Source organism: Pseudomonas proteolytica, assembly GCF_007858275.1.
Classification (GTDB): domain Bacteria; phylum Pseudomonadota; class Gammaproteobacteria; order Pseudomonadales; family Pseudomonadaceae; genus Aquipseudomonas; species Aquipseudomonas proteolytica.
In genome coordinates this window covers 32870-58875 of sequence record NZ_VFEV01000002.1, presented here as the reverse complement: position 1 = coordinate 58875, position 26006 = coordinate 32870, and the positions used below count along the sequence as shown (strand labels likewise).

Below are 26006 nucleotides of genomic sequence, written 5' to 3'. Positions count from 1 at the left end.
ATAATCAGCATAACTAATCCCGAAAAGAGGGATCATGAACAAGCAACTGAACATTGACCTCTTGCGTACCTTTCATGCTGTTGCCCGCTTCAGGCGTTTCAACGAAGCCGCCAACCATGTGCATCGCAGCGCCTCGACCGTCACGACACAAATTCACAAGCTGGAGAACCTGGTAGGCCAGAGGCTCTTCAGTCGCAACAACCAGGGTGTGGAGCTGACGATGTATGGCAAGAAATTGCTGAGTGAGACCACTGATTTCCTGAAAAGCCATGACCGTTTACTCGCCTCGCTAACCCCACAGCGCATGCAGGGCAAAATCCGCCTGGGTTTACCTGACTCCTACGCGCCGGCGTTTATGCGTGACTTCCTTCCGCAACTGATTGCAGACAACCCTCTGCTCGAGCTGGAAGTGGAGGCAAGGTCCAGCGGCGAACTGTCCATGATGTTCAGTCGTGAGCAAGTTGACCTGGCATTGATCGTCAGCGCGCAACCGCTGGAACAAGGCGAGCGGCTGGGTGCAATACAGCCGGTGTGGGTCGTGGCCGAGCACTTCCAGAGACCTGAACAGGCACCGCTTCCCATCGCCGTCCAGTTGAGCGGGTGCCCATACCGGGAGTCGGCCCTGCGTGTGCTGAAAGAGCACGGGGTGTATTACCGAATCCTGCTTGAGAGCGCCAGTTCAACAGCCGTAGAAGCCGCCATCATGTGTGGGTTGGCGGTGGGGCTGATCGAGGAGGAACGTATGGTCGCAGGGCTGACCCAAGTCATTCCTGGCGTTCAGTTACCGGGGTTGTCGCCGCATCAGGTTTATCTACTGTCTGATAGCGGCAATCACCTGGCGCTTCATCTGCATGAACAGGTCAAAAAAGGTTTCCGTATTTGACCGGTGTAAATACATCGAAACGCCACAACCAAAAAACCCGCTGACCGTTTCCGGTTCAGCGGGTTTTCAAGTATCGATGCAGCCCTGGATCAGGACTGCCTCAACCGCTTACAGCGCGATATCAGCCGCCGGCTTGCTCGGCTCGGCCGCAGGCTTGGCAGCCTCGGTCGCTTGAGGCGCTGCCATTTCAGGAATGGCTGGCGGAGGCGTCAGTTGCAGAACCTTGGCGGTGTAGGCCCATTCTTGCGCAACGCGCTCAGGGCTGCCGTTCAGCTTGGTGCCATAGCTAGGCACGATCTGCTTCAGCTTTTCCTGCCAGGCCGGGGTAGCCACCTTGTCCTTGAACACTTTTTCCATCACGGTCAGCATGATCGGCGCTGCGGTGGACGCACCTGGCGATGCACCCAACAGGCCTGCGATGGTGTTGTCGGCAGAGCTGACCACTTCGGTACCGAGTTTCAGGACGCCGCCCTGCTCTTCGTCACGCTTGATGATCTGCACACGCTGACCGGCCTGCCACAGGCGCCAGTCTTCTTTCTTGGCGTTCGGGAAGTACTCTTGCAGCGCCTTGAAGCGGTCGTCATCCGACTGCATCAGTTGGCCGGCAAGGTACTCGACCAGCGGGTATTCACGAATACCGACTTTGGTCATTGGCCAGATGTTGTGGGTCGTGGTGCTGGTCAGCAGGTCCAGGTACGAGCCTTCTTTCAGGAACTTGGTGGAGAAGGTCGCGAATGGGCCAAACAGGATCACGCGCTTGCCATCCAGCACACGGGTGTCCAGGTGCGGCACCGACATCGGCGGCGAACCCACCGAAGCCTTGCCGTAGGCCTTGGCCAGATGCTGCTCGGCAATCGTTGGGTTCTCGGTTACCAGGAACGAGCCGCCAACCGGGAAGCCGGCGTATTCCTTGCCTTCAGGAATGCCCGACTTTTGCAGCAGGTGCAGGGCACCGCCGCCCGCGCCGATGAACACGAACTTGGCGTCGGTCTCGGTCTTGGTGCCGTCTTTCAGGTTTTTGTAGCTGACGCGCCACGAACCGTCGGCGTTCTTGGTGATGTCCTGCACTTCGCTCGACAGTTTCAGGTCGAACTTGGGCGTGGTCTGCAGGTGAGCGACGAACTGGCGGGTGATCTCGCCGAAGTTCACATCGGTACCGATCGGAGACCAGGTAGCGGCGATTTTCTGGTTCGGGTCACGCCCTTCCATCATCAGCGGAACCCACTTCTTGATCTGTACCGGATCTTCGGAGTATTCCATGCCGGCAAACAGCGGACTCGCCTGCAGCGCTTCGTAACGCTTCTTCAGGAACTTGATGTTGTCATCGCCCCACACAAAGCTCATGTGCGGCGTGGAGTTGATGAACGAGCGAGGGTTCTTCAGAACGCCTTGCTGAACCTGCCACGACCAGAACTGGCGGGAGATCTGGAACGCTTCGTTGATCTCGACCGCTTTCGGGATCTCAACGATGCCGTCCTTGTTTTCCGGGGTGTAGTTCAGCTCAGCCAACGCGGAGTGACCGGTACCGGCGTTGTTCCAACCGTTGGAGCTTTCTTCGGCGACGCCGTCCAGGCGCTCGACCATCTCCATCGACCATTGCGGCTCCAGCTCATTGAGCCAGACACCCAGGGTCGCGCTCATGATGCCGCCGCCGATCAGCAGCACATCAACTTTCTTTGCCTCTTCCGCCTGAACGGAAGTAATCCCCATCGACAAAGCCAACCCCAGCAGGGCGGTGTTCACTTTTTTAAACATCGTAGCACCTATGATAAAACGCCTTCCGCCCTACCGCCCTCGACCTTCCGGCAACCGTGGTGCGCAAAACATCAGGCAATGTTTTGCTGGTTCCCGTACTCGCAAGAACTGCAGGGTGGGCACACAAGGCCGACGTATCGACCTCACTTTTATGTCCCTTCTGCGCTGACTTCTTATCATTATTGGCTTCAGCTACCTCGGCGACAGCCAATCGCTGGGACGTATGCGGATGTACGCACCAGAGAAAGACTAGACCAAGACGGCGCGCAGAATATCACGGCAAAAGGCGTTTATGCGCCGTTTGGCCAATTGACAGCTCTAAATCGAGGGTTTTAACGCGCCAGTGTCAAGCGCGGGAGACGCGACGTGGAGTCACAGGGCCGCCATCCACATGGAACTCTGTGAAAAAAGCCTGTTCTAGACACTTTCGCCGCTGCTTACGTAGGATCGGCGGCGTTCCTTCGTGCAATCCACTCAAACAGAGCGATCCATGTCTATCCACCAAACACCCGGGCACGTATTGCCCGCGCGCAGCGCCGCCAAAATGGAAGCTGCCATGGCCGTGGGCGCTTTCGCGATCGGCACCGGCGAATTCGCCATCATGGGCCTGATGCCCGACATCGCCGGCAATCTGGGTTTAAGCGAACCTCAGGTTGGCCACGCCATTAGCGCTTACGCCCTGGGCGTAATGGTCGGTGCTCCGCTACTGGCCATCCTCGGCGCCAAGCTGCTGCGCAAGCATATGTTGCTGTTGCTGATGGGGCTGTATGCCCTGGGCAACCTGGCCACCGCGTTCACCCCGACCTTTGGCTCGCTGGTGGCATTCCGCTTTATCAGCGGCCTGCCCCACGGCGCCTACTTCGGCATTGCCGCTGTAGTGGCATCGAGTATGGTGCCTAACGACAAACGCGCCGGTGCCGTCGCCCGCGTGATGATGGGCCTGACCCTGGCGATGCTGCTCGGCAACCCCATCGCCACCTTCCTCGGCCAGCATCTGGGCTGGCGTTCAGCGTTTGCCCTGGTCAGCGTGATCGCCCTCTTCACCATCGCCCTGGTCTGGCAATTCGTCCCCCACCGCCATGATGAACAACGTAGCGACCCGCGCAAGGAACTGCGCGCCTTCACCAAGCCGCAGGTGTGGATGGCGCTGTCCATTGGTGCTATTGGCTTTGCGGGAATGTTCTGCGTATTCAGCTACCTCGCCCCGACCATGCTGGAAGTGACCAAAGTGTCGCCGCAGTGGATCCCATTCGGCCTCGCCGCGTTTGGTGTGGGCGGCATTATCGGCAACATCGCGGGCGGCAAATTGTTTGATCGCATGCAGTTTCGCGCAGTCGGCTTGATTCTGGTGTGGTCGATGGCGGTGTTGCTGTTTTTCCCCTTCGCGGCGTCCTCGCTATGGGGCGTGCTGCTGAGCATGGGTCTGGTCGGCACCATGGTGGCCTTGGCCGCACCGTTGCAGATCCGCCTGATGGACATCGCCCATGAAGCACCGAGCTTGGCCGCGGCTTCCAACCATGCCGCGTTCAACCTGGCGAATGCCCTGGGACCGTGGTTTGGCGGAATGGCAATTACCGCAGGGTATGGCTGGACCAGCACCGGCTACATAGGCGCAGCGACAGCACTGGTCGGTTTAGGGCTCTACCTGATCGCCCGCCGCATGAAGGGCGGGCACTAACGCCCACGCCACTGAGCCCACCGGCGCGCCAATATGGGAACGCCGGTCCTCACAAAGCTCTGCAACTGATGGCGCGCCTATCACGCAGGGTTTTCTCCCACACTTCCAGGGACTCTCGACCAGCGAAATCCGTACAACCGCATTAATACTCCAGACCTGCGTGCGCCATGAAAGCACTCGCCTCTCCCGACACCCAAGATCCATCCCTGATAAACTGCGCGCCACTCGCCTTGTTGACTCAGATTTCCAATGTCCCTACAAACTGCTGGACTCTCACGCCGTTTCTCTGTCGCGCCGATGATGGATCGAAGCTACTGATATAAAAATCCTTTATTTTTCAGTGCTATATTGAAAATATTGTCCTTGCTGTAGCAAAAATTAAGCAGGGATTTGGGAATATACCCTCAGAAAGAGCCATTTTTCACGCGAGAGTATGTCCAATCGCTGACATGCCGGATTATTGTCAGGGCGCCGCTCTGTGCGATTGCCGTCTTCGGTTTGAAACAGAGGAAGACCAGCCCCCCAAACTCACAAAATAATATATATAAATCATTAGCTTAGCGTTAATCGAAAATGCCTGATTTGTGCCTGAATGGGTGGTTTTAGCTCGGTTATGCCAGCTTTATGACAGCCTTCCTGCCCGCGGAGTCCATCCTTGGCTGTCGTCTTTACCTCAACAACCGACAACACGTTTTCCGTCGCTATTCCGGTTTGAAAACGCGCCACAGCGGTCTGTCTGGGGTATTAAATCTGTGTCGGCTTACACACAGAGACTCACACATGCCGACACATGCCCCCAAGAAATACCTGATTAGTCACACCTCTCTGCAGCACTGCTTTGACAAGAGCCGCTCTGGCCTCGAAAAGCTGCGCGAAACCGACCCCAGCTTCCCTCGCCCCATCAAGTTTGGACCGAGCAAACAGGCTGGCGTTTACTTCGTCGTCGCGGAGGTGGAGGCCTGGCTGGAGAGCAAGATCAGCGAGCGCGATGGCGTCACTCAGGATCTCTGCGAGAGAAATGAGCAATGACCACACACGAGCAGATCCCGCCGTTCTTGGCAGAGATGCCCGAACCGGCACTTAACTCATATCTGAGTCTGGAAATTGCGCCAAAGCCGCTCCCGAGCGGGCTGTCTCAGGTCATGCCCTGGCGTGACGAGCTATTGCCAGCCGACCTGCGGGAATATGTACGTGACGTCGCTGAACGAACCCAGTGCCCACCAGATTTTATTGGGGTCGCACTCGTGGTTGCTGTCAGCGCTGTGGTGGGTCGCAAATTTACCATCCACCCGAAACAGCACGACGACTGGATGGTAGTCCCCAATCAATGGGGCGTCATCATCGGTCGGCCATCAGCGATGAAATCGCCAGCACTCAAACAGGCACTGCGCCCACTGCATGCCCTGGAGTCCAGGGAGCGCAAACAGTACGGCTTGGCTGAGGCCGAGCACAAGGCCAGCAGCGAGCTACTCGAAATGGAGCGCAACGCCGCCAAGGTCAAGGCAAAAAAACTTCTCGGTAACGGCGACAAGAACGCAGCTTTGGCGGAACTGAACAGACTTTCCAGCGACATGCAGGCTCCAGTCCTGCGCCGGTATATGGTCAACGACTCAACTGTCGAGAAACTCGGCGAACTGCTCAACGAAAACCCCAACGGCCTACTGCTAGTGCGTGACGAGCTGGGAGGCTGGCTGGCGACGATACAGAGCGAGGACGGTTCTGTTGCGCGCGCGTTCTACCTGGAGTGTTTCGATGGCAACGGCTCATTCACCTACGACCGCATTGGGCGCGGCACCATTTTCATCGAGTCATGCTGCTTATCCTTGATCGGCGGCATTCAACCGTCACGAATCGCATCGCTGGTGCGCGCCGCGATCAGCGGCGAATTGGATGACGGCCTGATTCAGCGCCTACAACTCGCCGTCTATCCCGACGATGTCCGCGAATGGCGTCTGGTGGACCGCTGGCCGAACAAAGCCGCCACTGAGCGCGTGGATTGGGTTATAGAGCAGCTAGACCAAATACCCGATGAGCCTCGTTCTGCACTCAGATTCAGCCCAGAGGCACAGGAGATATTTAACGCTTGGTATACCCGTCACATGCAGGAAAGCCGGAGAGAAGAATTACATCCAGCATTGCAGTCCCACTTCCTAAAAATGCCGCAGACCATTGCCGGATTAGCACTTCTATTCGAGCTTATGGGCGGAGGACAGCAAGTGGTCAGCACAGAGGCTGCTACCCGAGCAATTGACTGGGCGGCCTACCTGATGAGCCATGCAGAGCGGTTGTACGGTGCAGCAATTAACGCCCCACTACTGGGGGCCCGCCTGCTCCTGGAACGTCAGCAGAAATTACCCGAGCCGTTTACCGCACGAGAGGTGCGCCAGAAGGACTGGACGGGATTGGGCTCGCAGGACGCCGTGAATAATGCGCTCGCAATTCTGGTAGAACACGACTTCATCGTTGGCTACGAGGTTGTCGGTGAGAAAGGTGGCCGCCCATCGACGCGATATGTCTGGCGAAATACATAGCCTCGTCCCTGCTTATTTACTCAAAAGGCCGGTAGGTCGACCTACAAAACCTACGAAACTAGGTTCTGTAGGTTTCGTAGGTAGCCCCTCCATGGCTGGGAGGAATAATCTGCACTCTTTATAGAGGCACCTTTACACGAATGCAGCAGGCAAAAATATAAAAATGCCAGAGGCGGCTAACGGCCCAGAGTGTGTAAAACGCTTCGCCAAAATTGAAGTGTCCGCGTCTACATTAAATCTGAAATTTATCGGCTCGTCTGCAGATGTGGATTTCGCGTAGAGACGCGATTTCCAGTCCGGTTTTGAGCACCTGACGCAGTCAAAAACGTTTTTACACGACCTCGGCCAAAAGCAGACGCTTATGCATGCGTCCAGCATGCCGATTTAATGATCCTACGCAACCGGGTGAGCTTCAGTGGAATGATGGTTAAAGATCCAAACTGCATCTATCTGTAACCTGTGGACCTGCCACGCATTTACTCGCCGACGCCATCGAGCGTGAGCAATTTCAGTCAGTAGCAGACGCGAATCCAATGATGAGAATCAGATCAATCGTTGAAAAAGTACGGAATGCTGAGACCGCCAGCCGGCGGTTTCGAAAGGGGTTCATATTCAGTGAGGCCTGGTCAACCTTCACAGCAACTGGTAGAACGATTCGTCGGTCAGCTTAAGTCGTACGGTACGGAGGTTCACTTCGAGGCGACAGCGCCTGAGTTGCGACAGGGCTGGAGGGTGTCCGTATCTTCTTCACAATCTGAAGCCGGACATAATAGGACATGCTGGAAATACCGGTTCCAGCATCAGAACGTAACGTCGTGCACGGGTAACCCCAACGCGAAGGATTTTCCGGCTGCGGTCGTATGGTGGTGCATCACCCCGCCAGACCAAGGAGGAGCGAAACTCCCTGGCGCCTTGCCTGATGCTTTCTCGAACCAAGATCACCGCATCAAACTGCTTGCCCTTCGATTTGTGGATCGTCATCACATGTATACCTCCGGTATCGTTCCCGTCAGCAAGCAACTGGTCCTGCACCAGTGCGTTATCCAGCCCCTGACGGGCTTTGGTGTAGGCACCAGACGTCATCCACATCTCAGACAAGTTCGCACTGATTCGCTTGCCACGATTGAAAGCGATCAAATAGTCGAGGGCTCCCGCGACCTGTATGAACTCCGTAACTCCGGTCCGGTAGAGCAGCGTTTTGATTAGTATCCAATCCCTGCCAGGGTCACCGGTAAGTACAAGGTCAGCAGCACCGCTGATGATTGCTTCAGCGCTCTTCGCGAGATTCGTCTTTGGGGGCTTGCCTGCGGCAATATTGGCACTCCACATCAAGTAGGTTGCTGCCTGCTTGATCGCCGTAGCACTTCCATCCGCACGCCTGATTGAGGCAAGCAATTCGAGGCATGTTGCGATATCAGCTGCACGCCGCTCAGGAAGCTTGGGCTCCAGAAGGAAGGCTGCCAATCTGGCCGAAAGCAGAACTGCGGCTTCGTCGAACAACACTTTGTGGGGAATAGGCTTGGCGCCCCCGTTCAAGGCAGCTGAAATTTTGGCGACGCCACTGCCGGTTGTTGCGAGGATGACCAAGTTTTCCAATTTCAGACCATCAGCTTTAGCGCCATTGAAAAATCGACCGAGCGCCACACGTATCCACTGAAGTGGTTCCTTTTTTGGGTCGTACAGCATGCGACCAACACCGGCGTATGGGACTTTTCTCGGCGTTTTCGCCAAGATGTCATTGCCGAAAGCAGCGATGTCTGTGCCTGGGCTACGGTTGTTTTCGGAGCCAAGATCTACAAAAACGGGAGCTAAAGCCTCTTTGATACTCTCGATTCGCTCCGGACCTACACCTTCCAAGTGGTCAAAAATCTGCTGATCAAGATCAGCCAGGCAAATGATTTGACAAAGGTCGGCTAGCTTCTGAATGCAACCCCAAGCCGCACTCCCAGTGTCTTGAGCTTCATCAACAATGATCACAGGGTGAGTGTCTGCCACCAGCTCACGAAGCAACTGACACCTTTCGAGCAGTTCACTTGTTTTCGGGGCAAACCAGTCAAAACAGATTCGTCCATCTTCAGCGAACAACCGCTCCCGCTCGGTTTGCCACGAGAGCCACTCGGCCGTCCCCTGCTCTCCTTTCTTCGGTGCTTTCACACCACCGGACAGGGACTTTTCATCTTGAGGCAGTAGTATCTTGAGCTTGCCCTTGGGTGAGCCAAGCAGGTAGCCATGGCTTTTGAGCAATGACCAGCAAAAGGAATGAAAGGTCTGAAGACTTAGCTGCGAACGTACCGTCTTCTCGACCAGCAAGCTGGACGCCTCTGCAACCCGAGCCACAGCTGCGCGAGAAAAACTGAGGAAGAGTATTGATTGCCCCGGCAGCAACCCAGCAGCAATAATCCTCGTGGCTTTCTGGAGGGCGATAGTGGTTTTCCCGCTGCCAGGCCCTCCGACTATCAGGAGGTGGCCATCTTCGTCCAGAATCGTCTGACGCCGCTCACAGATGATCATGAGGCGCCTACTAGATCTTCTTCATCCTCTTCCTCAGCCGGTCCATCACCAGGCCGAGCAGCAGGAGCAGGTTTTGGAAAGTCGTTATAAACACGCGTAAGGAAGTCGGTGATGCCCGGAGGTAGCTCATGCAGCGCGCAAAGATCCAGCAACCGGGCTGCATATCCATTCCCCTTATTGCTCTTAAGCGCCTTGAGCATATTGTCTTTAACTCCCTTGTCGTCAGGGCGCTCGGCAGGAATGCCAATGTTCCCCTGATCACCAGATTCACGGAGTGCGGACAGGAATGTCCATTGGTGCTCGACCGGTGTCTGAGTTACCAGGAGTTGTTCGATGTTTGGGTATGGAATCTCGTTCGGAAAATCGAAGGCCTCAGCAAACTTCTGATTTTCCTCGGCCTTGCGTGGCTTGTAGTCATAGAACGCATACGTACGTAGCCCAAGTGCCTTGAAGAAAGCACCGAAATTAGGCAACGAACCGTCGCCCTCGACCGGGAAAATTGTGATGCCTGCTAGATCCAAGGCGAACAGATCCGGGTTGGCCTGCTCCATCTTCTCAGCGACTGCGGTCAGTGCACTGTGCTCAGTGATCCCCTCCGCAATAATCACCCCAGGCCCCAACATCGCTTCCGCCAAGCCACGGCGCGCATGGCGTTTGTACATCTTGCCTTTTAGCGTCGTGCCGGATGCTACGGTCGTCGACTCCACTGCTGCCTCGCCATTACGCCGTAGGATGATGATCTGTGAGGGGTCGAATCGTTCGATCACATACGGCGAGTGCGAGGTGACAAAACACTGAGTCGTCTCCTCTAAGAGGTACTTCGCAATTCTGCGCTGCGTATGCGGAGGCAGGGCTATCTCAGGCTCTTCCATTGCGAAAATCACGTTATCCTTCTTCACCTCAGCGATGAAAGACAACAGTGCCAGCACAAGCGTGTTCAGTGTACCGGTCCCAACATGCTGGAATGGGACTGGCTTTTGATCCGCTGTGATGGAAATAAAGAACGACATCGTCTTGCGTAGGTGTTCTCTCGTCAGCTGCGAAACGAATAGCTGAGTGGTCTTACAAGCTCCACCCACGGAAATGTACTGGGCAAGCCTGTCTTCAATCGAGTCCAGTACGGGTCGAAGGTCAGCGGCATCCGAATCAATCGGAGGATCCAGCTCTCGAAGCCGCTTGATGGACTTTTCCCATAAGCCCGTGCGTACGCCTTGCAACCGGAGGATCAGGTCGAGCAGAGAACCCCGCTCAAGACTGAGAGCGCGTGAGCCTGTGCGCAAGGTCCTGAGATATAGGAATCCAAACAGCCGCTTCACTGTTTTCTTTACACGCTGAAGCTCGCCATCATCGAGGCTGGGGCTGTATGAAAAGAACGTGTCCGCCTCGAACTCGTCCTCCTCCGGGTTGTAGAAAGCTTGGGTTTCAATGCGCAGGCATCGAATGACATCGGGAGGCGCGGCGGCATCTATCTCACCAGCCTCCAGCAGACGTTTATCTTTGACATGCCACAGCTCCGTGTGAGCGGCGCAGGTGCGCTCAACCTCTCCACTGAGGTCTATCAGCATGACTTCGATCTTGATCTTTACAGGAATCGCCCCGTCAGCATCCAGGTACGAGGCGTTGTAAAAGTCGAATTCTTGAACCGGGGGAAAGCGGGAAAGCCTGTCGGGGCTTAGAACCAGATCCAAGGCTTCGCAAATCGTACTCTTCCCGACGTTGTTGCCCCCTACCAACAGGGTGTGCCCGTCAAACGTGAGGTCAGCCGACTTAACACCACGAAAATTCTCAATCTTCAGATTGATAACGCGCATTTCCGCAAATCCCTGTGCTTGATGGTCGCTTCAGCTTGGCTCATTCAGCTGACGCTGCCTAGCCACAACTGTGGAAAAAATGGCCATCATGAGACATGGAGCAATTTGTCCTAATACGCTCCCTGAGCATGTTTCAAAGGGATAGAGAGTACCCCTAGTGACATCATGAATGCTTGACTAGCTTAAATATCCGAGAGGCCGCCACAGGTCGAGAGCTGCGGGTCGCGACCGGCCGCTATTGCCCGGGAATCATCATTTGCATCGGGCTGGAGTCGGCCAAAAATCGCCGGTGGGCAACGGCAGAATTCGGTTAGAGCCAACTCGGTGTAGGCAGCAAGAATGAGTCGAACGTAGACAGAGAGCTGGCCAAATAGTAGCTTTCGAGTTTACCCGAGCCGTATATGGCATCAAGCTGAGGGTTTTGATCGTTTCCCAATGAGCGAGTAAATTTCGGGGCTCACTAGGGGGACTATTGATTGGCAATTAAGCCAAACGATTCGTAGCCACCTACTCGGATCGTACTACAGCAATACTCTAATAATAGTGATAGCACGAAATACACATGAGTTATGACAACCGTTAGCAATATGAATGCGCGCTTCAAATGCCGCGAAACCGTCGGATACACGAGAAGGAAGTCATGAAAATAAACGCTAAAGATCCAGACATTTCAAGCATATATCAAAGGATCAAGCGAGGAAGCATAGACCTCCGTCCAGATTTTCAGCGCGACATGGTATGGAACAGGGCCAAGAAGCAAGGTCTTATTGATACTATACTTAGAGATTGGAAGTTCCCTCCTGTGTTTTTTGTGGTAACGGGAAATGATCAATTGATGGAAGTACTCGACGGACAGCAAAGATTAAGTGCTATAGTTGAGTTTCTTGAAAATGAGTTCGCTATTGATGGCAACATCGAACCTTACGACGAAGAGATCCAAAAGCTGAACGGGCTACGATTTGACCAACTTCCAGACCGTGTGCGATTTCGGATTGAGCAGTACTCCATTAGAATCCATGAACTGTATGATTATCAGGAAGGTGAACCTTATGAGTTATTTTTTAGGCTCAATCAAGGTGTAACATTAACACCTGCGGAAAAACGAAACACCTTCTTTGGCCCTGTTCGCGAACAGATTAAAAACTTCGTCTCCTACATGAGTAGTTTGGATATTGATGGATCGCGAATAGGCTTCAACAATAATAGATTGGCTTATGATGATGTCATTGCTCGTTTCACATATGCAGTTCACACCAAGATTATCAGCAAAAAAATAACTGACGTAAATCTTGTTGAGTTCTATAGAGCAGGGACGCCTGTTCCAAGAGACACTGAGATGCAGGTGACAAGCGCTATCGACGCACTTGCTGCGGCATGTAGCGCTAACGTCCGCTCTGGCAGTAAGTTCAAACTAAATAAGTCTACTCTGCTAACGTGGCTTATATACTTTGCTAATGATCGGTCAGAACAGAATATTTTACACCTGTCTAGCTTTGAACGCATGAGAGAGTCCATCAAGGGCAATAGCGAGGATAATAGTAAGCTTGTTTTCCTGCTAGGTATTTACCAAGAGCGCGCCGCATCAAGTGTGAACGACGCTATTCCTGTTCAATTGCGGCTACTAGTTATTTATCTGATTGGCTGGATGGAAGGCCAAGTCTATGACAGCCATGTTGGAAAGAGCGCGCGGGCGATACTAGATAAAATTTATCAGTCGGACAGTTTGACCGAGGAAATGGTCATTACATTTATGGAAGAAGAGCACTGGGGCTTACAATGAAAAAGGCCGCTATTGCTGACTACTGGAACAGACTAAAAGATGTCCCTGTTGCTGCTAAAGGTATAATATCTTTGAAGCAATTTATTCCGGGTAGTGCCGACCGTGAATTTGCAACTGGGGGGATTTTCGCCGTTGTGGGCGCAAACGGTGCGGGAAAGAGTAGCTTCTTTTCTTATCTTACAGATCTAGGCTACAACAGGATTGAATTCTATAGGCATGAAGTGGTGCTTCATAACGGGGAGGTCATTAACTTTCCTGGTGGCGCATTGTCGGCGATCGTCACGGAACCACTTTCCGACCTTCGTACAGCCAACGCTACCCTTGTAAATTTCAAAAGTACTTTTGGTCAAGGGGGTATAGCTGAGTTGCCAGAAAAAGAACTCAGCCTGGTAAATTACGTGTTAGGCAGCAGTTACGACTCAATTTGTATTGAAGAAGTTGCGACGGGGGACGATGAAAGCTGCCCTCGTTTCGTCTTTACAAAAAATGGAAATGAGCACGACAACTTCACAGCCTCAATGGGTGAGCAACTTGTATTGTTCATTTACTGGACGTTGTCGAAGAAATACAATCGGCCAGGAGTGTTTTTTGTAGAAGAGCCCGAAACAGGCCTTACTCCAGCGGCACAAGATCGTATTGTAGATTTATTAGCTTACCTCTCCTCTGATAGGAAAAAGCAACTTTTCTTAGCAACTCACTCACCTTTCATAGTTTCTAAGCTCGGTGCTGAGCGCGTAATAGTTATGAAGCGGCCTGAGGTTGCTCATTGGGGGGCAGCATTAAACAACAATTACCTTAATGAACTAGGAGTAGCCCCCGTTAGAAAAGGGGTTTTTTTCCTTGAGGATAATAAAGCCAAAGTTTTTTTTGAGAAACTTCTGGATATATACGGAAGCAATATCAGAAGAACTCATGAGATAATTTTTTTAAACGGAGAGTCACACGTATACGAGGTGGTTGTCAGATATGCTAGGCAGAGTAAAAATTTCGCGATAAAAGGGATTATTGATGCAGACCAGAAAGGAGTAGTCAAATACACTGCGCCTATATTTGACTTCCTTCCTGGCAGCCTTGCCCCTGAAGAAGAGTTAATGTCAGTCGTTCAATCCGATATGCATGGATTCGCCCGGAAACTTGGTGTTCGACCAGACAGGCTCGCTGATGCTGTACGACTCTGTCAAGGATTTGAGTTGCACGATAAATTCGAAGAAATTTCAAAAATTATTTATGGAGTAGTAAAGACAATAGTATATGAAACTGCTTTCCTCCTCTGGTTTGAACAGTTTCAAGCCAAGCAAGAAATTCACGATTTCATGAGTACTATTGATCCTGAGCTTACCGCAGATGACATAGAAGTGGTGCGAAGCCAGTATCCATAGCTAAGGTCGACCACAGGCAACCGCTTCGTAGTCGAACGCAATCAATACCCAAGCCCCTCAAATGATAGGGGGGGCTTATCCCGCAGTTCCATCAAGCTTATGGCTTGACACCTTAAATCTTTTCTGTGCCGAACACACCCTTTCCCTCTGTGAGTAGATCGTCATCTATCGACCATTTGTTGTAACATTGCGCGCCTGACGGATGCCTTCAGACCCTCTGTTGTCATCCGTCGTCGATCCCCCGCTGTCATACGGCACATTGTAACTGTGAAGTCCCGGGACTGTAGCGACGACACTTTCTTACGACACCCCTTACCTGGACGACGACACCCCTTTATAACACCCCTTAACCTGCACAAGACGCCCTGAAAAACCTGCACCCCAGCAACCATGCGGGTTGCAGCGGCAACACCTCTTCACGACACCCCTTACCTGGGCGACAAAACCCCTTTACGACACCAGCGGCAACACCTCTTCACGACACCCCTTACCTGGGCGACAAAACCCCTTTACGACACCCCTTAACCTGTAAAAGACACCCTAAAAAACCTGAAACCCAGTAACCATGCGGGCTACAGCGGCAACACCTCTTCACGACACCCCTTACCTGGGCGACAAAACCCCTTTACGACACCCCTTAACCTGTAAAAGACACCCTAAAAAACCTGAAACCCAGTAACCATGCGGGCTACAGCGGCAACACCTCTTCACGACACCCCTTCGCCTAAACCGGCGATTCTCTATGGGAAGTTACGCGTCAGACTTCCATAAGCAATAGATGGGGAGTGAGCATGCTTTTTTGAAACGTGTCGCGAAGCGGATATCAGCGGTGCGCTGGTTGCCCTCGAATTCAATCAGCCAGCTACCGGCGGAAAGGGAGTTGAGAAGAATTGAAATCCTTGGGATTGGCACAACGGGTGAGAAGCTGAAGCCAGTGCAAATTTTTCAACCCAGAAGGAGCAAGACATGGACTCGATTGAGCTACTGGTTTATGCGGTCATCGGCGTGGTCGGCACGCTGGGAGCGGCTGCGGTGATTGGCTACAAGGTCGCAGATCATCTCGATAAGAAGCATCACACCGACTGATTTTTCAGCACATCGGCAGATGCGCATGGTGGTGGCTTGGGATTCGCCAGTGCTCGGGTAACGTTCAGGCATGTGCCAAGTCCAGCCGGTTCACGTCATGAGCAAAGTTAAGTGCCAGTGCTGCAAGAAGATGATGGTTCCAAAGGTGGTCACCAGCGCGCCTTTCTACATCAATGGAGTACCGGTGGGCGGCCGTGAGCCGGAGTCGTCCGTATGCCCCTTCTGCCTGTCGCAGAAGTGGATGCTCACCGAACATCAGGTTCTGGCTGCCGGCAAGGCCAATGCCGAGTTCTACGGCATCATGCTTCTCGCCTTGGTGAACATCGCTGCGTTCGCCCGTTTCGGCGAACTGGCAGGCGGTATGACGCTTGCGGTGTCAGTCGCAAGCTTCCTCCTGCGCGCCAGAATTATCAGGACATTGCTACGGCACCTGAGCCGTTAGACGAGCCAGCGCATTCCATGCGGCCGGAATACTACTCAGGCGGCGAATACAGCCTGGGTAGAACTCGGAAAGGATGTCACTGCTGCTCGACAGTGCGCAAAGCCGCGTCGCTACTTGTTCATTTCATAGCGGATTTAAGCGCTGTGGTGGTACTGAACCCTGTTGCCCGAATGCCCTGGCCAGCGCCAAGCAGCCCACCAACGCGCTGATGCAGCCCCTTTTCAGGCTGACCTTTGTAAACATCGGAAAATTTTGCCCCTCCTAAGGGGAAGGTTGGCCGTTCGAACCGGCCCTGGGACACCATATAAATCAGGCCTTTGACGCTATTCCTCTGTCGGTATCATTTCTCCGTGACAGCAGGGTGGCAGCAGTAGGCCTGAAAAAGCCCCACTCAGAATCTTTCTGGTGGGGCTTTTTTGTTACCGATAATGGATCTACTTTTTTCCGGCCGCCGATCTGACAGTGTTTAGGTGGGAGCCTTCTCGTCAGTTTCTGGTGCGCTTGTGGGCTCTATCCTAACTTTCAAGTGACCTTGCCCGGCCAAAACGTCAGAAAGTCCTTCCTGCAACTTAATTTGCGAATTTGTCATTTCCTCGCTGAAAGGGAAGCCGGTCACGTTCATGCTAATCGGTTGCTGCCCTGAAAGGACTTCAATTGCGTAGTGTCTGAGCTTTTGCTGGTCGAGCTCAAGATCTGTGTGGCCTTTTGGAATGTAGGCTCCGTTTCGTAGAAGGACCCGGTCATACCGAAGATTTAGATCCGCGGCCATTGCACTCAACATTAGGATCAGTAGCTCTTGCTGCTTCTCTATCCACCTTTCCGCGTTGCTCTCGTTTATCGTTGAGGTAAGGTGGTCCAGATAATCGCGCCAGGTATCCAACACGTCTGTTTCTGACGCCTTTCGGCGGTTTGAGCGGCCCCCGTTGAAAGCGAGATCAATCATGTTCAATGCGCGAACATGATCGGGTGAGAGCCTTGCCCCCCGAGTCGCCATCAAGGTGCTGAAGATCCAGGTTTTTTGGTTTCTGGACTCGTTTACGCGCTCAAGATATTTTTGTGCTTGAACCGCAAGGATCGGTCCAAGCAGTGTGGCAACGATGGTACCGATGCCAAAAACCCAGTTTGCTTCCATTCTTTTTTCCGCAGGGTTGGGGAATAGAGCTCGACAGCACTGGCCGAGTAGAGCTCTGAGAATATGTGCATTTTCCTTTGCACGCCAAGCCAAACCAAAAAGCGTTTATTTTTGATTTCCACTTTGCCCTTTTCAGGCTAAAGCGATCTGGTCCCTGATCCTCAGCACGGTGGTGGTCGAGCAGTTGGCGTGCCGTGCCGTCGCGCGAATCCCCAGGCCGGCGCCGAGTAACTCGGTCACGCGCTTGTGCAGATCGGCGTCCACTGGGCGCCCCTGGTACTTGCCGGCGGCCTTCGCCTTCTCGATGCCTTGAGCCTGGCGCTCGCGGCGCTGTTCGTAATCCTTGCGCGCAATAGCGGCCATCATTTCCACGAGCATTGAATTGATCGCACCCAGCATTCGCCCGGTGAACTCGTCCCCCTTCGTGTCCTGCATTCCCTGGTGGCTGGTCGGCAGATCGAGCGCGACGATGCGCAGGCCCTTGGAGTCAATAGCCGCCTTGAGCTTTTGCCAGTCCTCCACCGGGAGACGGGATAGCCGATCTATCGACTCCACCAGCAACACGTCACCCTTGCGCGCATCTTTCAACAGGCGCAGCAGCTCCGGCCGGTCAGCGGTGGCGCCGCTGGCGTTCTCTAGGTACACGCTGGCGATGACCTTGTTATGGTCGCTGGCGAACTGCTCGAGCGAGGCGCGGGCGCGGCCGGCGTCTTGCTCTTCGGTGGATGCTCGGAGGTATGCGCGGATGAACATGATGGGTGCCTGTATCAGTTAGGGCGTTCTACTAATACTGTTGCACTTTGGGTGTTACTTATCAAGCAGGAAGCCCGAAATAGGTAAAATAAGCCTGTATCTGGATAGGCATACCCAACAAATCGCCGCAGGTTTTCGAAAACCCACGGCGCTACAGTCCAGCAGATCTACTTCCCTACAAAGTAGAGTGCCCTGCCCTGATTGAAGATTGCTGCAGGGATCGAGTTTTTTCTCAGCCGCTGTCCAGGGTGGTAGATGTAGATCCACTCTGGCAGGTGTTTCGATGCAAGCAGCATGGCTTCCGAAGTCGTCATGTTGTTCTTGTAGGCATCAAGGGTGAACTGGTTGTTACGAATGAAGATCGGCCCGTAGCTGAAAGGCGATCTCAGAAAACTCGGCGATTTAGCAATCTCATCACTGTATGGAATCGGCTTCTCCGCGTAGCTATCTGTCAGGGAGGCGTAGCCGCGGGAATGGCCATCAGGATATTTGCCTGTCTGCATTAGCAGCTTCGATAAGCCATTGGTAAAGACCTTCTTACGGGCCTCTTCGACCTTACGCAATGCAAGAGCAGATGCTTCGTCCGATGTGTTTGCCTGGTCAGCGGGCACCCAAGCAACGACCTGGATTGCGCGCGCCGGATCGCTCGCCCCACCTAACAGCATCAAACCCATGCCAATTCCCGCTGCTGCGCCATCACTCTGGTCTGTAGGTGGCGACGCGAAGCTAACCGCGCTTAATCCAGCATCCCCAAGCACTACTCCAGAGCCGCCGACAGGGCCTGCTTCATCAACTGCATCCGACCGCTCGATTGGAACATCCCGCTGCCCCGAAATCCCCATTGAGGTCAAGACATGCATAGCATCAGACCACTTTTCTCTCGGCACATCCTTTGGCTCAGGAAGCTGCACAGCCCTAGCCCCCTGCGTGCCAGAGCACCCAACCAGAAAGGCCAGTGCCGCGGCCAGCAAACCGTGTCGTATCGTTGTTGTTTTTTTACCCATGGCGCCACTCCTTCTTTTGATTCCGACAGCTTACGAAGGCTTTTAGGAAACCCAATGGCGTAAGGCGTTGAGATTTGTAGGCTTGGGCTTTTCAGAGCCTGGCATACGGTGTCATGCAACCTTATGCATGCGGAGCGGCACCATGGAATTTCGTCACTTAGGCAATGGACAGACGTTCCCGCCAGTAGCACCGAACGGCCGAATTTACGCCGTACCAGTCAAACAGGAACACCAAATAGAAATTTTCTGCCTCACATCTAAAGGCATTGTTGGAAACGGCTTTACGGCCAAGTGGACTGAGATCACGGGTTTCTATTACGACGACGAGTCATGGGAAATCATCCTGCGCAATTACCTCGGGAGGGGAATGCGTTTCCGTCGAGGTGTGGCCTGCGGAATCGTCGAAGACGGTTGTGAAACCCTCAAAACAAATATCCAAGGATTTGCAATTCCAGTTTGCGTAATGAACCGCATCGCATACGAGCAGAAAAAACCACAGCCGACCTAAGGTGGCCCTTGAGTTTTACAGGACTACCGGATTCACATCACGTTGAGGAGGGCTCATCCCCTGGCAGGGAATTTTCCGCCTTTTGATTTCCGTCGCTTTTCTTGCGTGAAAGCGAAACACACAATGGATATCCGCTGCGAAGATGCTGTTGCCGGCTAACCCCTACCAACCTTCTGCCGCCACGCGCGGCATGGAGCATCAAATGAATACCCCGTTTCTCCTATTGGCCCAGTACAGCGGCATGGCCATCATTCCCCTGGAGCGCGTTTGTGCTGACTACTTCAGCCACCTGACCCCAGAGAAAATGAAGCTTAAGGTGGCTGCCGGCGAGATCGACCTGCCGCTGGTGCGCCTGGAAAGCAGCCAAAAGTCAGCGCGCGGCGTGCACCTCAACGACTTGGCCGCCTATCTGGATGCTCAGCACGCCAGGGCGCGAACCGAGCATGAAAAACTGATGGGGAGATCTAGCTTGCGTCGGGTTTCCTGACACGCTTCCGGGCCTCGATCGTGGGGCCCGATATAACCCGCTCCAGCCACGGCCAATCTTTGTAGTGATCGCCGCTTCCCTTCAAATGCGTGTACCGACGCATCGAGTTCCAATCCCGGTGCCCAGAAACAGAGGCGACTTTCGGGATATCCCATCCCATTTCAAATAACCGGCTTACGCCGTCATGCCGCAGGTCGTGAAAATGCAGGTCGTCAATTTCCAGAAAGTGGCACGCCCGGGTAAATGAGGCTGACACCGACCGTGCATTGTACGGAAACACCTCATCCGCCACTTTCGGCATCGACTGCATGACCGCCCAGGCCTCGTCAGGCACAAGGCACCAGACGTCATTGCCGTATTTCTGGCCGGGGTTCTTCATATCGGTGATCAGGACCATCCGGCGCGCCTCATCTATAGAACCCCACTTGATCCGCGTGATCTCTTCCTGACGGCGCGTGGAGAACAGCGCAAACACGGTCACCCTGACCATGTCGATCTCTTGCTTGCGGCGGTCGCGCATCTCGCCGAAATATTGCAGCAGGGCGTCCAGCTCTTTCAGGGTCGGCCGGCGCTCGCGCTCCTTGCTCTTAGATACCGCACCCATCTTGCGCAGCACCCTGCGCGCATCCGGCATCGCCATCGGATCAATGTCGTAACCCCAGGCGGGCCGAGCCACCGACAGCACTGCACCCAAATGCGCCAAATCGTTACCCACGGTCTGCGGCTGAATGCCGTCTTTCTGCATTCGGTCATTGGCGTACTCGACCAGCTTCTGACTGGTGATGCCCTTGTCTTCGAGCTTGCCCAGCCAGGTCTCACTGATCGCCTTGAGGGTGGCGCGCTTCGTCTTGCCCAGCGGCCGGAGCCTTTCGTATTCATCAAGATAGCGCTCGATCATCTCCTTTACCGTCGCGCCCTTGCGGTTGGCCTTGGTAATTGCACCCGGCTCGGCCATTTCGGTTTCGCGTCGCTTGAGCCAAGCCTGGGCCGTGGTCTTGCGGTCGAAAGTCTGGCTTTCCTGATAAACTGTCACACCCTTTTGCATGATGCGGATCTGTGCGGTGTACGCTACAGAGCCATCCTTGCGCTTGCGAACGGTGATAGATCCCATGGGTTTTGCTACACGACTGGATTGAGTTGCTACATTGTAGCAACGGACTTTCGAAAATAAGCAAAAACAGTGGTAAATGGTAGTAAATGAGAAGTACCTAAATGCAGACAATTCCCCCAGAAACAATAGCTAACCCAGCAGATACGGTATCTAGGAGGTTTTCTGTTGCACCCATGATGGATTGGAACTATTAATTCTGTAGGCCACGAAACACAAGGCATACAGACCACTCAAAAACTCCCCGTACCACTTTCGTACCACCTACCTGCCAAACCAGCATTCCACCAGGACCGCTAGAGCCACCGCGCTTACTCCTGTCGCGATGTTCTGTCGCTCCAACCCCGGCACTATCCACACACCGCCCAAGCATCTCCTATCGCCCAGATTAATCACCGTGATCAACAGAAGCGGTCCACACGTGCGCACATGCACGTAGAGGGGGCTGAGACTCGAAAATTTTTCGGGCAAAAAAAAAGAGTAACATAAGTAATCTTGACCGCCTTTCACGCTCAAGCCATTGAAATTAAATGGTTTTATGTTTCGAGAAAAAGGTAATCTTTAAGTAATATTGAAGTAATCTGATTACTCTTTATAAATGTAATTCTCCACTTTTATAAAACCCTTTAAAATCAACAGCTTGATAATAAATTACCTTTTCAATTACTTCTCTGTTACTCCTTTTTGTAATCTCAAAACCCACGGAATACGTGGTCTCCAGACCGTTCCTGTGGGGAGATTACTGAAATTACTCTTTTTGAAACTCCCCCCCTCCCACTCAACAACAGAGCCTCCAAGGCCCTTCCACAAAATACCCCCTCGGTGCAGGGTTCCGCAGGTATTTCCGAGTTCGGAAATCGGAAAGCGGCCCCCAGCCAGCCCCGTGTTGAGGGGGGTGCAGGTGTGCAGAAAAAGCGACCCATTTAGCCCGCAGGCGAGGTGGGGGGACGACGGCGCGCGCCAGGTGCAGGACCACGTCACTGGCTCGCCATGTAGCACGTCAGTCCCCCACGCTCGACCTGTGGCACGCCAACTCCACGAACGCGAGTCATCGACCCTCACTGCCGCCACTGGCGATAGAGCCTCACCCCCAAGAAAGCCCAGCATTTACTGGCCCGAACAACCCTTTAACCTTGCCGTGATACCGTGCAAATGCTATGTTGGACTGGGTTTTTTCACGCCGAAGATGGGCGAACTTTCATCGTTCCGTGCGGACTTTTCCATGGTGAAAGCCAACCTCCAGACAGCAAAAAGCCGCCTCAAGGGCGGCTCATTGTTTTGACGCTGCAATCAGATCAGAACAACCCTCCCAATGCCGACGGCTCCCAGTTCATGATCACCAGCTCTCCACTGACCTCGGCTTTCCCCTGCCGTTGATTCGCCGTGCTGTATCGAATGTCCACCGTCTCGAAATGGAACCCCGAAAACACACGTCGGATATCTGGGTGGTCGTTAATGCTGACCATCACCTTGCCCTTGCAGCGCCGCATGAACTCGGCCATCCGCTCATAGTTCTCAAACGGGAAGTCCACCCCATAACCAGCGGTTTGCCAGTAAGGCGGGTCCATGTAATGGAAGGTGTGCGGGCGGTCGTACCGCTCGGCGCATTCAAGCCAGCCCAGGTTCTCAACGTAGGTGCCAGACAGCCGTTGCCAGGCTGCTGACAAGTTTTCCTCGATCCGCAGCAGGTTGATAGCCGGTCCAGTGGTGGCGGTCCCGAAGGTCTGCCCGCTGACCTTGCCGGCGAAGGCATGGTGCTGCAGGTAGAAAAACCGGGCAGCCCGCTGGATATCGGTGAGGGTTTCCGGCCTGGTCATCTTCTGCCATTCGAACACCTGGCGGGAGCTGAGCGCCCACTTGAACTGGCGCACGAACTCTTCCAGGTGGTTCTGCACAACCCGGTACAACGTCACCAGGTCGCCGTTGATATCGTTGAGGACTTCAACGGGTGCCGCTTGGGGCCGCATGAAGTAAAGCGCAGCGCCGCCGGCAAAGACCTCGACGTAGCATTCGTGAGGCGGAAACAGCGGAATAAGGCGATCTGCCAGGCGACGCTTGCCGCCCATCCACGGGATTATTGGTGTGCTCATAAGTGATCCTTGTTTCGACAATTGGATTCGCTTAGGCTTCGCACCCCCTGCGCAGTGGGGCGAGGCCTTGGTTGGAGCACTCGGCATGTACGAGTGATTCAGCGTCGAGCGGGTGTTAGCGCACCAGCTCGTCGCCTCGTTTACTGCGCGGGGGTACTACTTCCCCCCCGTTGGAAGCTCAAACTCCTTAAAGCTGACAACCTCCTCACCCAGCCAGTCATTGACCTGGGCCAGGCGAGCCTGCAGCGGCTCCAGCTCGTTGACCGCCCAAACCTCAGCAGCCTCCCGCAACGATCCAAACCCACCCGCGTTCTGTGGCACGATGCCCATCAACTGTGGCGGAATGCGCAACGCCGCGAGCAAGTCGTCGCGGCTGATGTTCTTGATCGAGCTGAATTCATCCTTGGCCGCTACCTCACTCACGGGAATGAGTTGGATACCGTCCTTCTTCCCGGCCGGGGCATAGACGAACAGGTTGCGAAAGTTGCCTGGTCCCTTGGAGTTCTTCAGCGCCGTGCGCAGTGAGTCAATGTCCTCTTCCTTCTGCGCCGCGTCGGTCATGTACAGGATGAAACCGGCATGGCTGCCGTTGTTGTAGTACTTGCGACGGAACAGCGTGGCGCTCTCGTTGAGCAACGCGCTTTGCAGCGCAGCCAGCCACTCTGGCAAGCCGTAGATCTCCTGATTGATATCCGCCTCACGCAGGTGGCAGATCGAGCCGGGGGCAAATTCGTGCTCATCTTTCCAGCCACGCACCTGGTAATAGGTCTCCAAGTCGACACCCCGGCGCATGTACTTCGCCAGCGGTGGCAGCAGGCCCATGGTGCCGCGCAGCATGTTGCTGCGTTTCTCCAGGTAGCAGTTGCCGCACCAGAGCCAGTCCAGGGCGAATTGCTCAAAGGCCTGGCGACTCAGCAGCCGGTGGGGAACGAACGTGCGGGCCAACATGTTGCGTTTGAAGTTCAGCCCCGACTGAAGGTACACGCTGGCCCGCGTCGTCTTCGCCAGGCCATCCATGGACATGGGGGTTTCAAACCAACGCCCATTGGCCCAGCACTCCAGATAGTCCAGGACTTCCCTGCCATCGAGTACCGGCGTCGGGTCGCCAAAGGTAAACGCCTCAACGGGTCCAGCCTCGGGTGGCAGCAGATCCCCCTCAATGGGAGGCTGGGCGGTGGCTAATTGGGTTCCGCGCTTGCGTCTGCTCATCAGTAAGACTCCATAAATCCGGTATTCGCCGTGGTCTGCCCTTCAAGGGGTTCGTTGTGCAGCGCGTGGAACAGCGCCCACGCCAAGTCGGCATGGCCCGTCTCGTCTGTGCGACCGGCCGTGTAAGTGAACATGCGCCCGGAGGCGGTGATTGTTTTGCGGATAGCCATCAGTGATTGCGCCATGTTCGTCCAGCCGGCATCGAACTCCAGGCGGCCGTTTTTGATGACGTCATAAGCCTTCAGCACCAGGCGGGTTTTGACTTCGGGCGAATAGCTGAAAGTGGTGATGTTCGGGAAGAACTGCTTCACCAACTGCGCCACGCCGGAGCCCATGCCAGTGATGTCGATCCCGATATATGTCACCCAATAGCGCCTGGTGACCTGGCGGATGGCTTCGGCCTGGGCCGCAAAGTCCATACCCCGGAACTGGTGTTTTTCCAGCACCCTGAATTTGCCGCCAGGCACCGTGGGCGGGCCGATTACCACCAGCCCCGCGCTGTCACCATTCTCGGCGGGGTCGTAACCGACCCAGACCTGACGATCCCCAAACGGCCGGGCAGCAAACGGTTTGTAGTCCTCGGCCCATAGGTCCCAACTGTCGACCATGCAAGGCTGCAGCATTGCCAGCGGGAAAATACTGGCGCCGTCGTCGATGAACTGGCACATCAGCAGGTTCTGGAACGCCTCGGCGTCGTACTCCTGCCGCAGTTCGTCGAGGTCGAACAGGTCGCAGCCACGGTCTTCAGCATCCAGGATGGTGACGATCTGCCGCCAGACACGGTCCTCGCAAAGCCGGCCCTGTTGCAGCGAGTCGTGGGAAACGTCGATTTTGACCCGCTGCGCCGCTGGCTTGCCCTTGTTGAAGCGCTCCCCCGTCCAGAACGTATAGGCTTCGTGCGCCATGCTGGAAGGCGTCGAAAAGTAGGTCCGGCGGTACTGCTTCTGCATCGCCATGCCGCTGGCGACCTTGTTCAGTTCCTTGAACTTGAACGTCCAGAAGAATTCGTCGAAGTAGAAATTGCCGTGATAGCCCTGGGCCGTCCGGGCGTTGGTGCCCAGAAAGTGCAGCTCGGCGCCGTTGCTCAGAATGATCGGGTCGCCAGTCAGTTCAACACCGACCACCTCACGGGCAAACGCCTGGATATAGGCCTTGAAGATGTGCGCTTGATTCTTCGAAGCCGACAGGAAAATCTGGTTGCGCCCTGTGGTCAGCGCATCAATCAACGCCTCCCGAGCAAAATAGTACGTCGCGCCGATCTGCCGGGATTTGAGGATTGCGCGGGTGCGTTGATTGCCGGCCTTGTACCAATCGAGCTGGTAGCCGAAACAGCCATCAATGAAGGCCTCGGTCAGCTTTTCGATATGTTCTTCGTCGAACTCGTTGCGTTTCGGCGCTTTCTTCGGCCCTTCGTTGCGCTTGGCCAGGTTCGGATTCAGTTCGGTTTCGGTACCGCCCTCATTGAAGCGCTGAATGCGCGCCTGCCGCTCAAGCTGGCGGTGCAGCAGGTCAATTTCCTTGTAGTCCGATCCTGACTTGGGGTCTTTGAGGATCAACTGCACCAACCGCGCTTCGGTCGCGGCCTGAATACGCTCCAGAGGCGTGGCCCGGTCCCATTCGTCACGGGCCTTCCAGCTGTGCAGGGTTTTTTCCTTCTCCCCGATCAGTTCGGCGATCTCGCACACGCGATAGCCCTGCCAATACAGGTGTTTGGCATGGCGGCGGTGATCGGTAGGTAATTCGACGATGGCATTCATGGCGCAGATGCTGCCGCCCGCGCGCGTACAGTACCCGCGCCCGTCCTTGTAACAGCCCGTTCTACAAGAGCACGTCATTGCCCGTCACGCTCGCGCTCAACA

At 54.6% G+C, this 26006-nt stretch carries 19 protein-coding genes; 9 read left to right on the top strand and 10 right to left on the bottom strand.

Annotated features, from left to right (window positions below):
• Positions 1 to 34: 34 nt before the first annotated feature.
• On the top strand, positions 35 to 883 hold the full coding sequence (locus FIV38_RS01735) for a LysR family transcriptional regulator (protein WP_029293949.1): 849 nt from the start codon (positions 35 to 37) through the stop codon (positions 881 to 883).
• A 108-nt stretch (positions 884 to 991) separates the two neighbouring features.
• Here FIV38_RS01735 and mqo read toward each other — a convergent pair whose 3' ends face one another.
• Positions 992 to 2638 carry a malate dehydrogenase (quinone) gene (gene mqo, locus FIV38_RS01730; protein WP_029293947.1) on the bottom strand — a complete coding sequence of 549 codons (1647 nt, stop codon included), beginning with the start codon at positions 2636 to 2638 and terminating at the stop codon, positions 992 to 994.
• 490 nt (positions 2639 to 3128) lie between these two features.
• Here mqo and FIV38_RS01725 point away from each other — a divergent pair, with 490 nt between their 5' ends.
• The 3 genes from FIV38_RS01725 to FIV38_RS01715 all read left to right on the top strand — a co-directional run bounded on the left by FIV38_RS01725 (position 3129) and on the right by FIV38_RS01715 (position 6847).
• Positions 3129 to 4316 carry an MFS transporter gene (locus FIV38_RS01725; protein ID WP_092231583.1) on the top strand — a complete coding sequence of 396 codons (1188 nt, stop codon included), beginning with the start codon at positions 3129 to 3131 and terminating at the stop codon, positions 4314 to 4316.
• A gap of 780 nt (positions 4317 to 5096) precedes the next feature.
• A complete protein-coding gene (locus FIV38_RS01720) occupies positions 5097 to 5345 on the top strand; it encodes a helix-turn-helix transcriptional regulator (RefSeq protein ID WP_092231585.1) in 249 nt (82 codons plus the stop codon).
• Entirely contained in the window at positions 5342 to 6847 is a 1506-nt protein-coding gene (locus tag FIV38_RS01715; protein WP_092231587.1) for a YfjI family protein, read from the top strand. Before FIV38_RS01720 ends, FIV38_RS01715 begins: the two co-directional genes overlap by 4 nt.
• A 747-nt stretch (positions 6848 to 7594) precedes the next feature.
• Here FIV38_RS01715 and FIV38_RS01710 read toward each other — a convergent pair.
• Together FIV38_RS01710 and FIV38_RS01705 are read right to left on the bottom strand one after the other, a co-directional pair.
• Complete coding sequence (locus tag FIV38_RS01710; protein WP_092231589.1) at positions 7595 to 9358, bottom strand: UvrD-helicase domain-containing protein; 1764 nt, start codon at positions 9356 to 9358, stop codon at positions 7595 to 7597.
• Positions 9355 to 11169, bottom strand: a complete 1815-nt coding sequence (locus FIV38_RS01705) for an ATP-dependent nuclease (protein WP_092231591.1) — start codon at positions 11167 to 11169, stop codon at positions 9355 to 9357. Before FIV38_RS01705 ends, FIV38_RS01710 begins: the two co-directional genes overlap by 4 nt.
• A 640-nt stretch (positions 11170 to 11809) precedes the next feature.
• Between FIV38_RS01705 and FIV38_RS01700 the strand changes: the two genes are divergently transcribed.
• From FIV38_RS01700 to FIV38_RS01690, 3 genes are all read left to right on the top strand, one after another.
• The gene (locus FIV38_RS01700; RefSeq protein WP_159439620.1) at positions 11810 to 12949 is read left to right on the top strand and encodes a DUF262 domain-containing protein; all 1140 of its coding nucleotides are present in this window, start codon (positions 11810 to 11812) and stop codon (positions 12947 to 12949) included.
• Entirely contained in the window at positions 12946 to 14328 is a 1383-nt protein-coding gene (locus FIV38_RS01695; RefSeq protein ID WP_092231595.1) for an ATP-dependent nuclease, read from the top strand. Before FIV38_RS01700 ends, FIV38_RS01695 begins: the two co-directional genes overlap by 4 nt.
• Before the next feature lie 1183 nt (positions 14329 to 15511).
• The gene (locus FIV38_RS01690) at positions 15512 to 15856 is read left to right on the top strand and encodes a hypothetical protein (RefSeq protein WP_092237231.1); all 345 of its coding nucleotides are present in this window, start codon (positions 15512 to 15514) and stop codon (positions 15854 to 15856) included.
• A gap of 466 nt (positions 15857 to 16322) precedes the next feature.
• On the opposite strand, the gene FIV38_RS01685 is transcribed toward FIV38_RS01690, so the two are convergent.
• The 3 genes from FIV38_RS01685 to FIV38_RS01675 all read right to left on the bottom strand — a co-directional run bounded on the left by FIV38_RS01685 (position 16323) and on the right by FIV38_RS01675 (position 18745).
• Complete coding sequence (locus FIV38_RS01685; protein WP_092231597.1) at positions 16323 to 16988, bottom strand: DUF6680 family protein; 666 nt, start codon at positions 16986 to 16988, stop codon at positions 16323 to 16325.
• Positions 16989 to 17120: 132 nt separating this feature from the next.
• Entirely contained in the window at positions 17121 to 17741 is a 621-nt protein-coding gene (locus FIV38_RS01680; protein WP_092231599.1) for a recombinase family protein, read from the bottom strand.
• A 167-nt stretch (positions 17742 to 17908) separates the two neighbouring features.
• Positions 17909 to 18745, bottom strand: coding sequence for a hypothetical protein (locus tag FIV38_RS01675; RefSeq protein ID WP_092231601.1), 837 nt, complete (start codon positions 18743 to 18745; stop codon positions 17909 to 17911).
• 142 nt (positions 18746 to 18887) lie between these two features.
• On the opposite strand from FIV38_RS01675, the gene FIV38_RS01670 reads away from it, so the two are divergent.
• Positions 18888 to 19253 (top strand): hypothetical protein, encoded by a 366-nt coding sequence (locus tag FIV38_RS01670; protein ID WP_092231603.1) that lies wholly within the window; start codon positions 18888 to 18890, stop codon positions 19251 to 19253.
• A gap of 202 nt (positions 19254 to 19455) precedes the next feature.
• Positions 19456 to 19740, top strand: a complete 285-nt coding sequence (locus FIV38_RS01665) for a pyocin activator PrtN family protein (protein WP_092231605.1) — start codon at positions 19456 to 19458, stop codon at positions 19738 to 19740.
• Here the strand turns inward: FIV38_RS01665 and FIV38_RS01660 are convergent.
• The 4 genes from FIV38_RS01660 to FIV38_RS01645 form a co-directional block, all read right to left on the bottom strand.
• Positions 19718 to 20851 carry a tyrosine-type recombinase/integrase gene (locus FIV38_RS01660; protein WP_092231607.1) on the bottom strand — a complete coding sequence of 378 codons (1134 nt, stop codon included), beginning with the start codon at positions 20849 to 20851 and terminating at the stop codon, positions 19718 to 19720. The two genes, FIV38_RS01665 and FIV38_RS01660, sit on opposite strands and share 23 nt — an antisense overlap.
• Before the next feature lie 1292 nt (positions 20852 to 22143).
• Entirely contained in the window at positions 22144 to 22938 is a 795-nt protein-coding gene (locus FIV38_RS01655) for a DNA adenine methylase (protein WP_092231609.1), read from the bottom strand.
• Between the two features lie 156 nt (positions 22939 to 23094).
• The gene (locus FIV38_RS01650; protein ID WP_092231611.1) at positions 23095 to 24147 is read right to left on the bottom strand and encodes a phage portal protein; all 1053 of its coding nucleotides are present in this window, start codon (positions 24145 to 24147) and stop codon (positions 23095 to 23097) included.
• Complete coding sequence (locus FIV38_RS01645; RefSeq protein ID WP_092231613.1) at positions 24147 to 25904, bottom strand: terminase ATPase subunit family protein; 1758 nt, start codon at positions 25902 to 25904, stop codon at positions 24147 to 24149. The genes FIV38_RS01650 and FIV38_RS01645 overlap by 1 nt, the downstream gene beginning before the upstream one ends.
• Positions 25905 to 26006 lie beyond the last annotated feature (102 nt).

What these genes read in the sequence shown, in the direction of transcription:
- FIV38_RS01670 (WP_092231603.1), top strand. Translation starts at nt 18,888, where the DNA reads ATGGAATTTCGTCACTTAGGCAATGGACAGACGTTCCCGCCAGTAGCA.
- mqo (WP_029293947.1), bottom strand. Translation starts at nt 2,638, where the DNA reads ATGTTTAAAAAAGTGAACACCGCCCTGCTGGGGTTGGCTTTGTCGATG.
- FIV38_RS01645 (WP_092231613.1), bottom strand. Translation starts at nt 25,904, where the DNA reads ATGAATGCCATCGTCGAATTACCTACCGATCACCGCCGCCATGCCAAA.
- FIV38_RS01705 (WP_092231591.1), bottom strand. Translation starts at nt 11,169, where the DNA reads ATGCGCGTTATCAATCTGAAGATTGAGAATTTTCGTGGTGTTAAGTCG.
- FIV38_RS01655 (WP_092231609.1), bottom strand. Translation starts at nt 22,938, where the DNA reads ATGAGCACACCAATAATCCCGTGGATGGGCGGCAAGCGTCGCCTGGCA.
- FIV38_RS01675 (WP_092231601.1), bottom strand. Translation starts at nt 18,745, where the DNA reads ATGGGTAAAAAAACAACAACGATACGACACGGTTTGCTGGCCGCGGCA.
- FIV38_RS01700 (WP_159439620.1), top strand. Translation starts at nt 11,810, where the DNA reads ATGAAAATAAACGCTAAAGATCCAGACATTTCAAGCATATATCAAAGG.
- FIV38_RS01720 (WP_092231585.1), top strand. Translation starts at nt 5,097, where the DNA reads ATGCCGACACATGCCCCCAAGAAATACCTGATTAGTCACACCTCTCTG.
- FIV38_RS01715 (WP_092231587.1), top strand. Translation starts at nt 5,342, where the DNA reads ATGACCACACACGAGCAGATCCCGCCGTTCTTGGCAGAGATGCCCGAA.
- FIV38_RS01665 (WP_092231605.1), top strand. Translation starts at nt 19,456, where the DNA reads ATGAATACCCCGTTTCTCCTATTGGCCCAGTACAGCGGCATGGCCATC.
- FIV38_RS01685 (WP_092231597.1), bottom strand. Translation starts at nt 16,988, where the DNA reads ATGGAAGCAAACTGGGTTTTTGGCATCGGTACCATCGTTGCCACACTG.
- FIV38_RS01650 (WP_092231611.1), bottom strand. Translation starts at nt 24,147, where the DNA reads ATGAGCAGACGCAAGCGCGGAACCCAATTAGCCACCGCCCAGCCTCCC.
- FIV38_RS01695 (WP_092231595.1), top strand. Translation starts at nt 12,946, where the DNA reads ATGAAAAAGGCCGCTATTGCTGACTACTGGAACAGACTAAAAGATGTC.
- FIV38_RS01690 (WP_092237231.1), top strand. Translation starts at nt 15,512, where the DNA reads ATGAGCAAAGTTAAGTGCCAGTGCTGCAAGAAGATGATGGTTCCAAAG.
- FIV38_RS01660 (WP_092231607.1), bottom strand. Translation starts at nt 20,851, where the DNA reads ATGGGATCTATCACCGTTCGCAAGCGCAAGGATGGCTCTGTAGCGTAC.
- FIV38_RS01735 (WP_029293949.1), top strand. Translation starts at nt 35, where the DNA reads ATGAACAAGCAACTGAACATTGACCTCTTGCGTACCTTTCATGCTGTT.
- FIV38_RS01710 (WP_092231589.1), bottom strand. Translation starts at nt 9,358, where the DNA reads ATGATCATCTGTGAGCGGCGTCAGACGATTCTGGACGAAGATGGCCAC.
- FIV38_RS01680 (WP_092231599.1), bottom strand. Translation starts at nt 17,741, where the DNA reads ATGTTCATCCGCGCATACCTCCGAGCATCCACCGAAGAGCAAGACGCC.
- FIV38_RS01725 (WP_092231583.1), top strand. Translation starts at nt 3,129, where the DNA reads ATGTCTATCCACCAAACACCCGGGCACGTATTGCCCGCGCGCAGCGCC.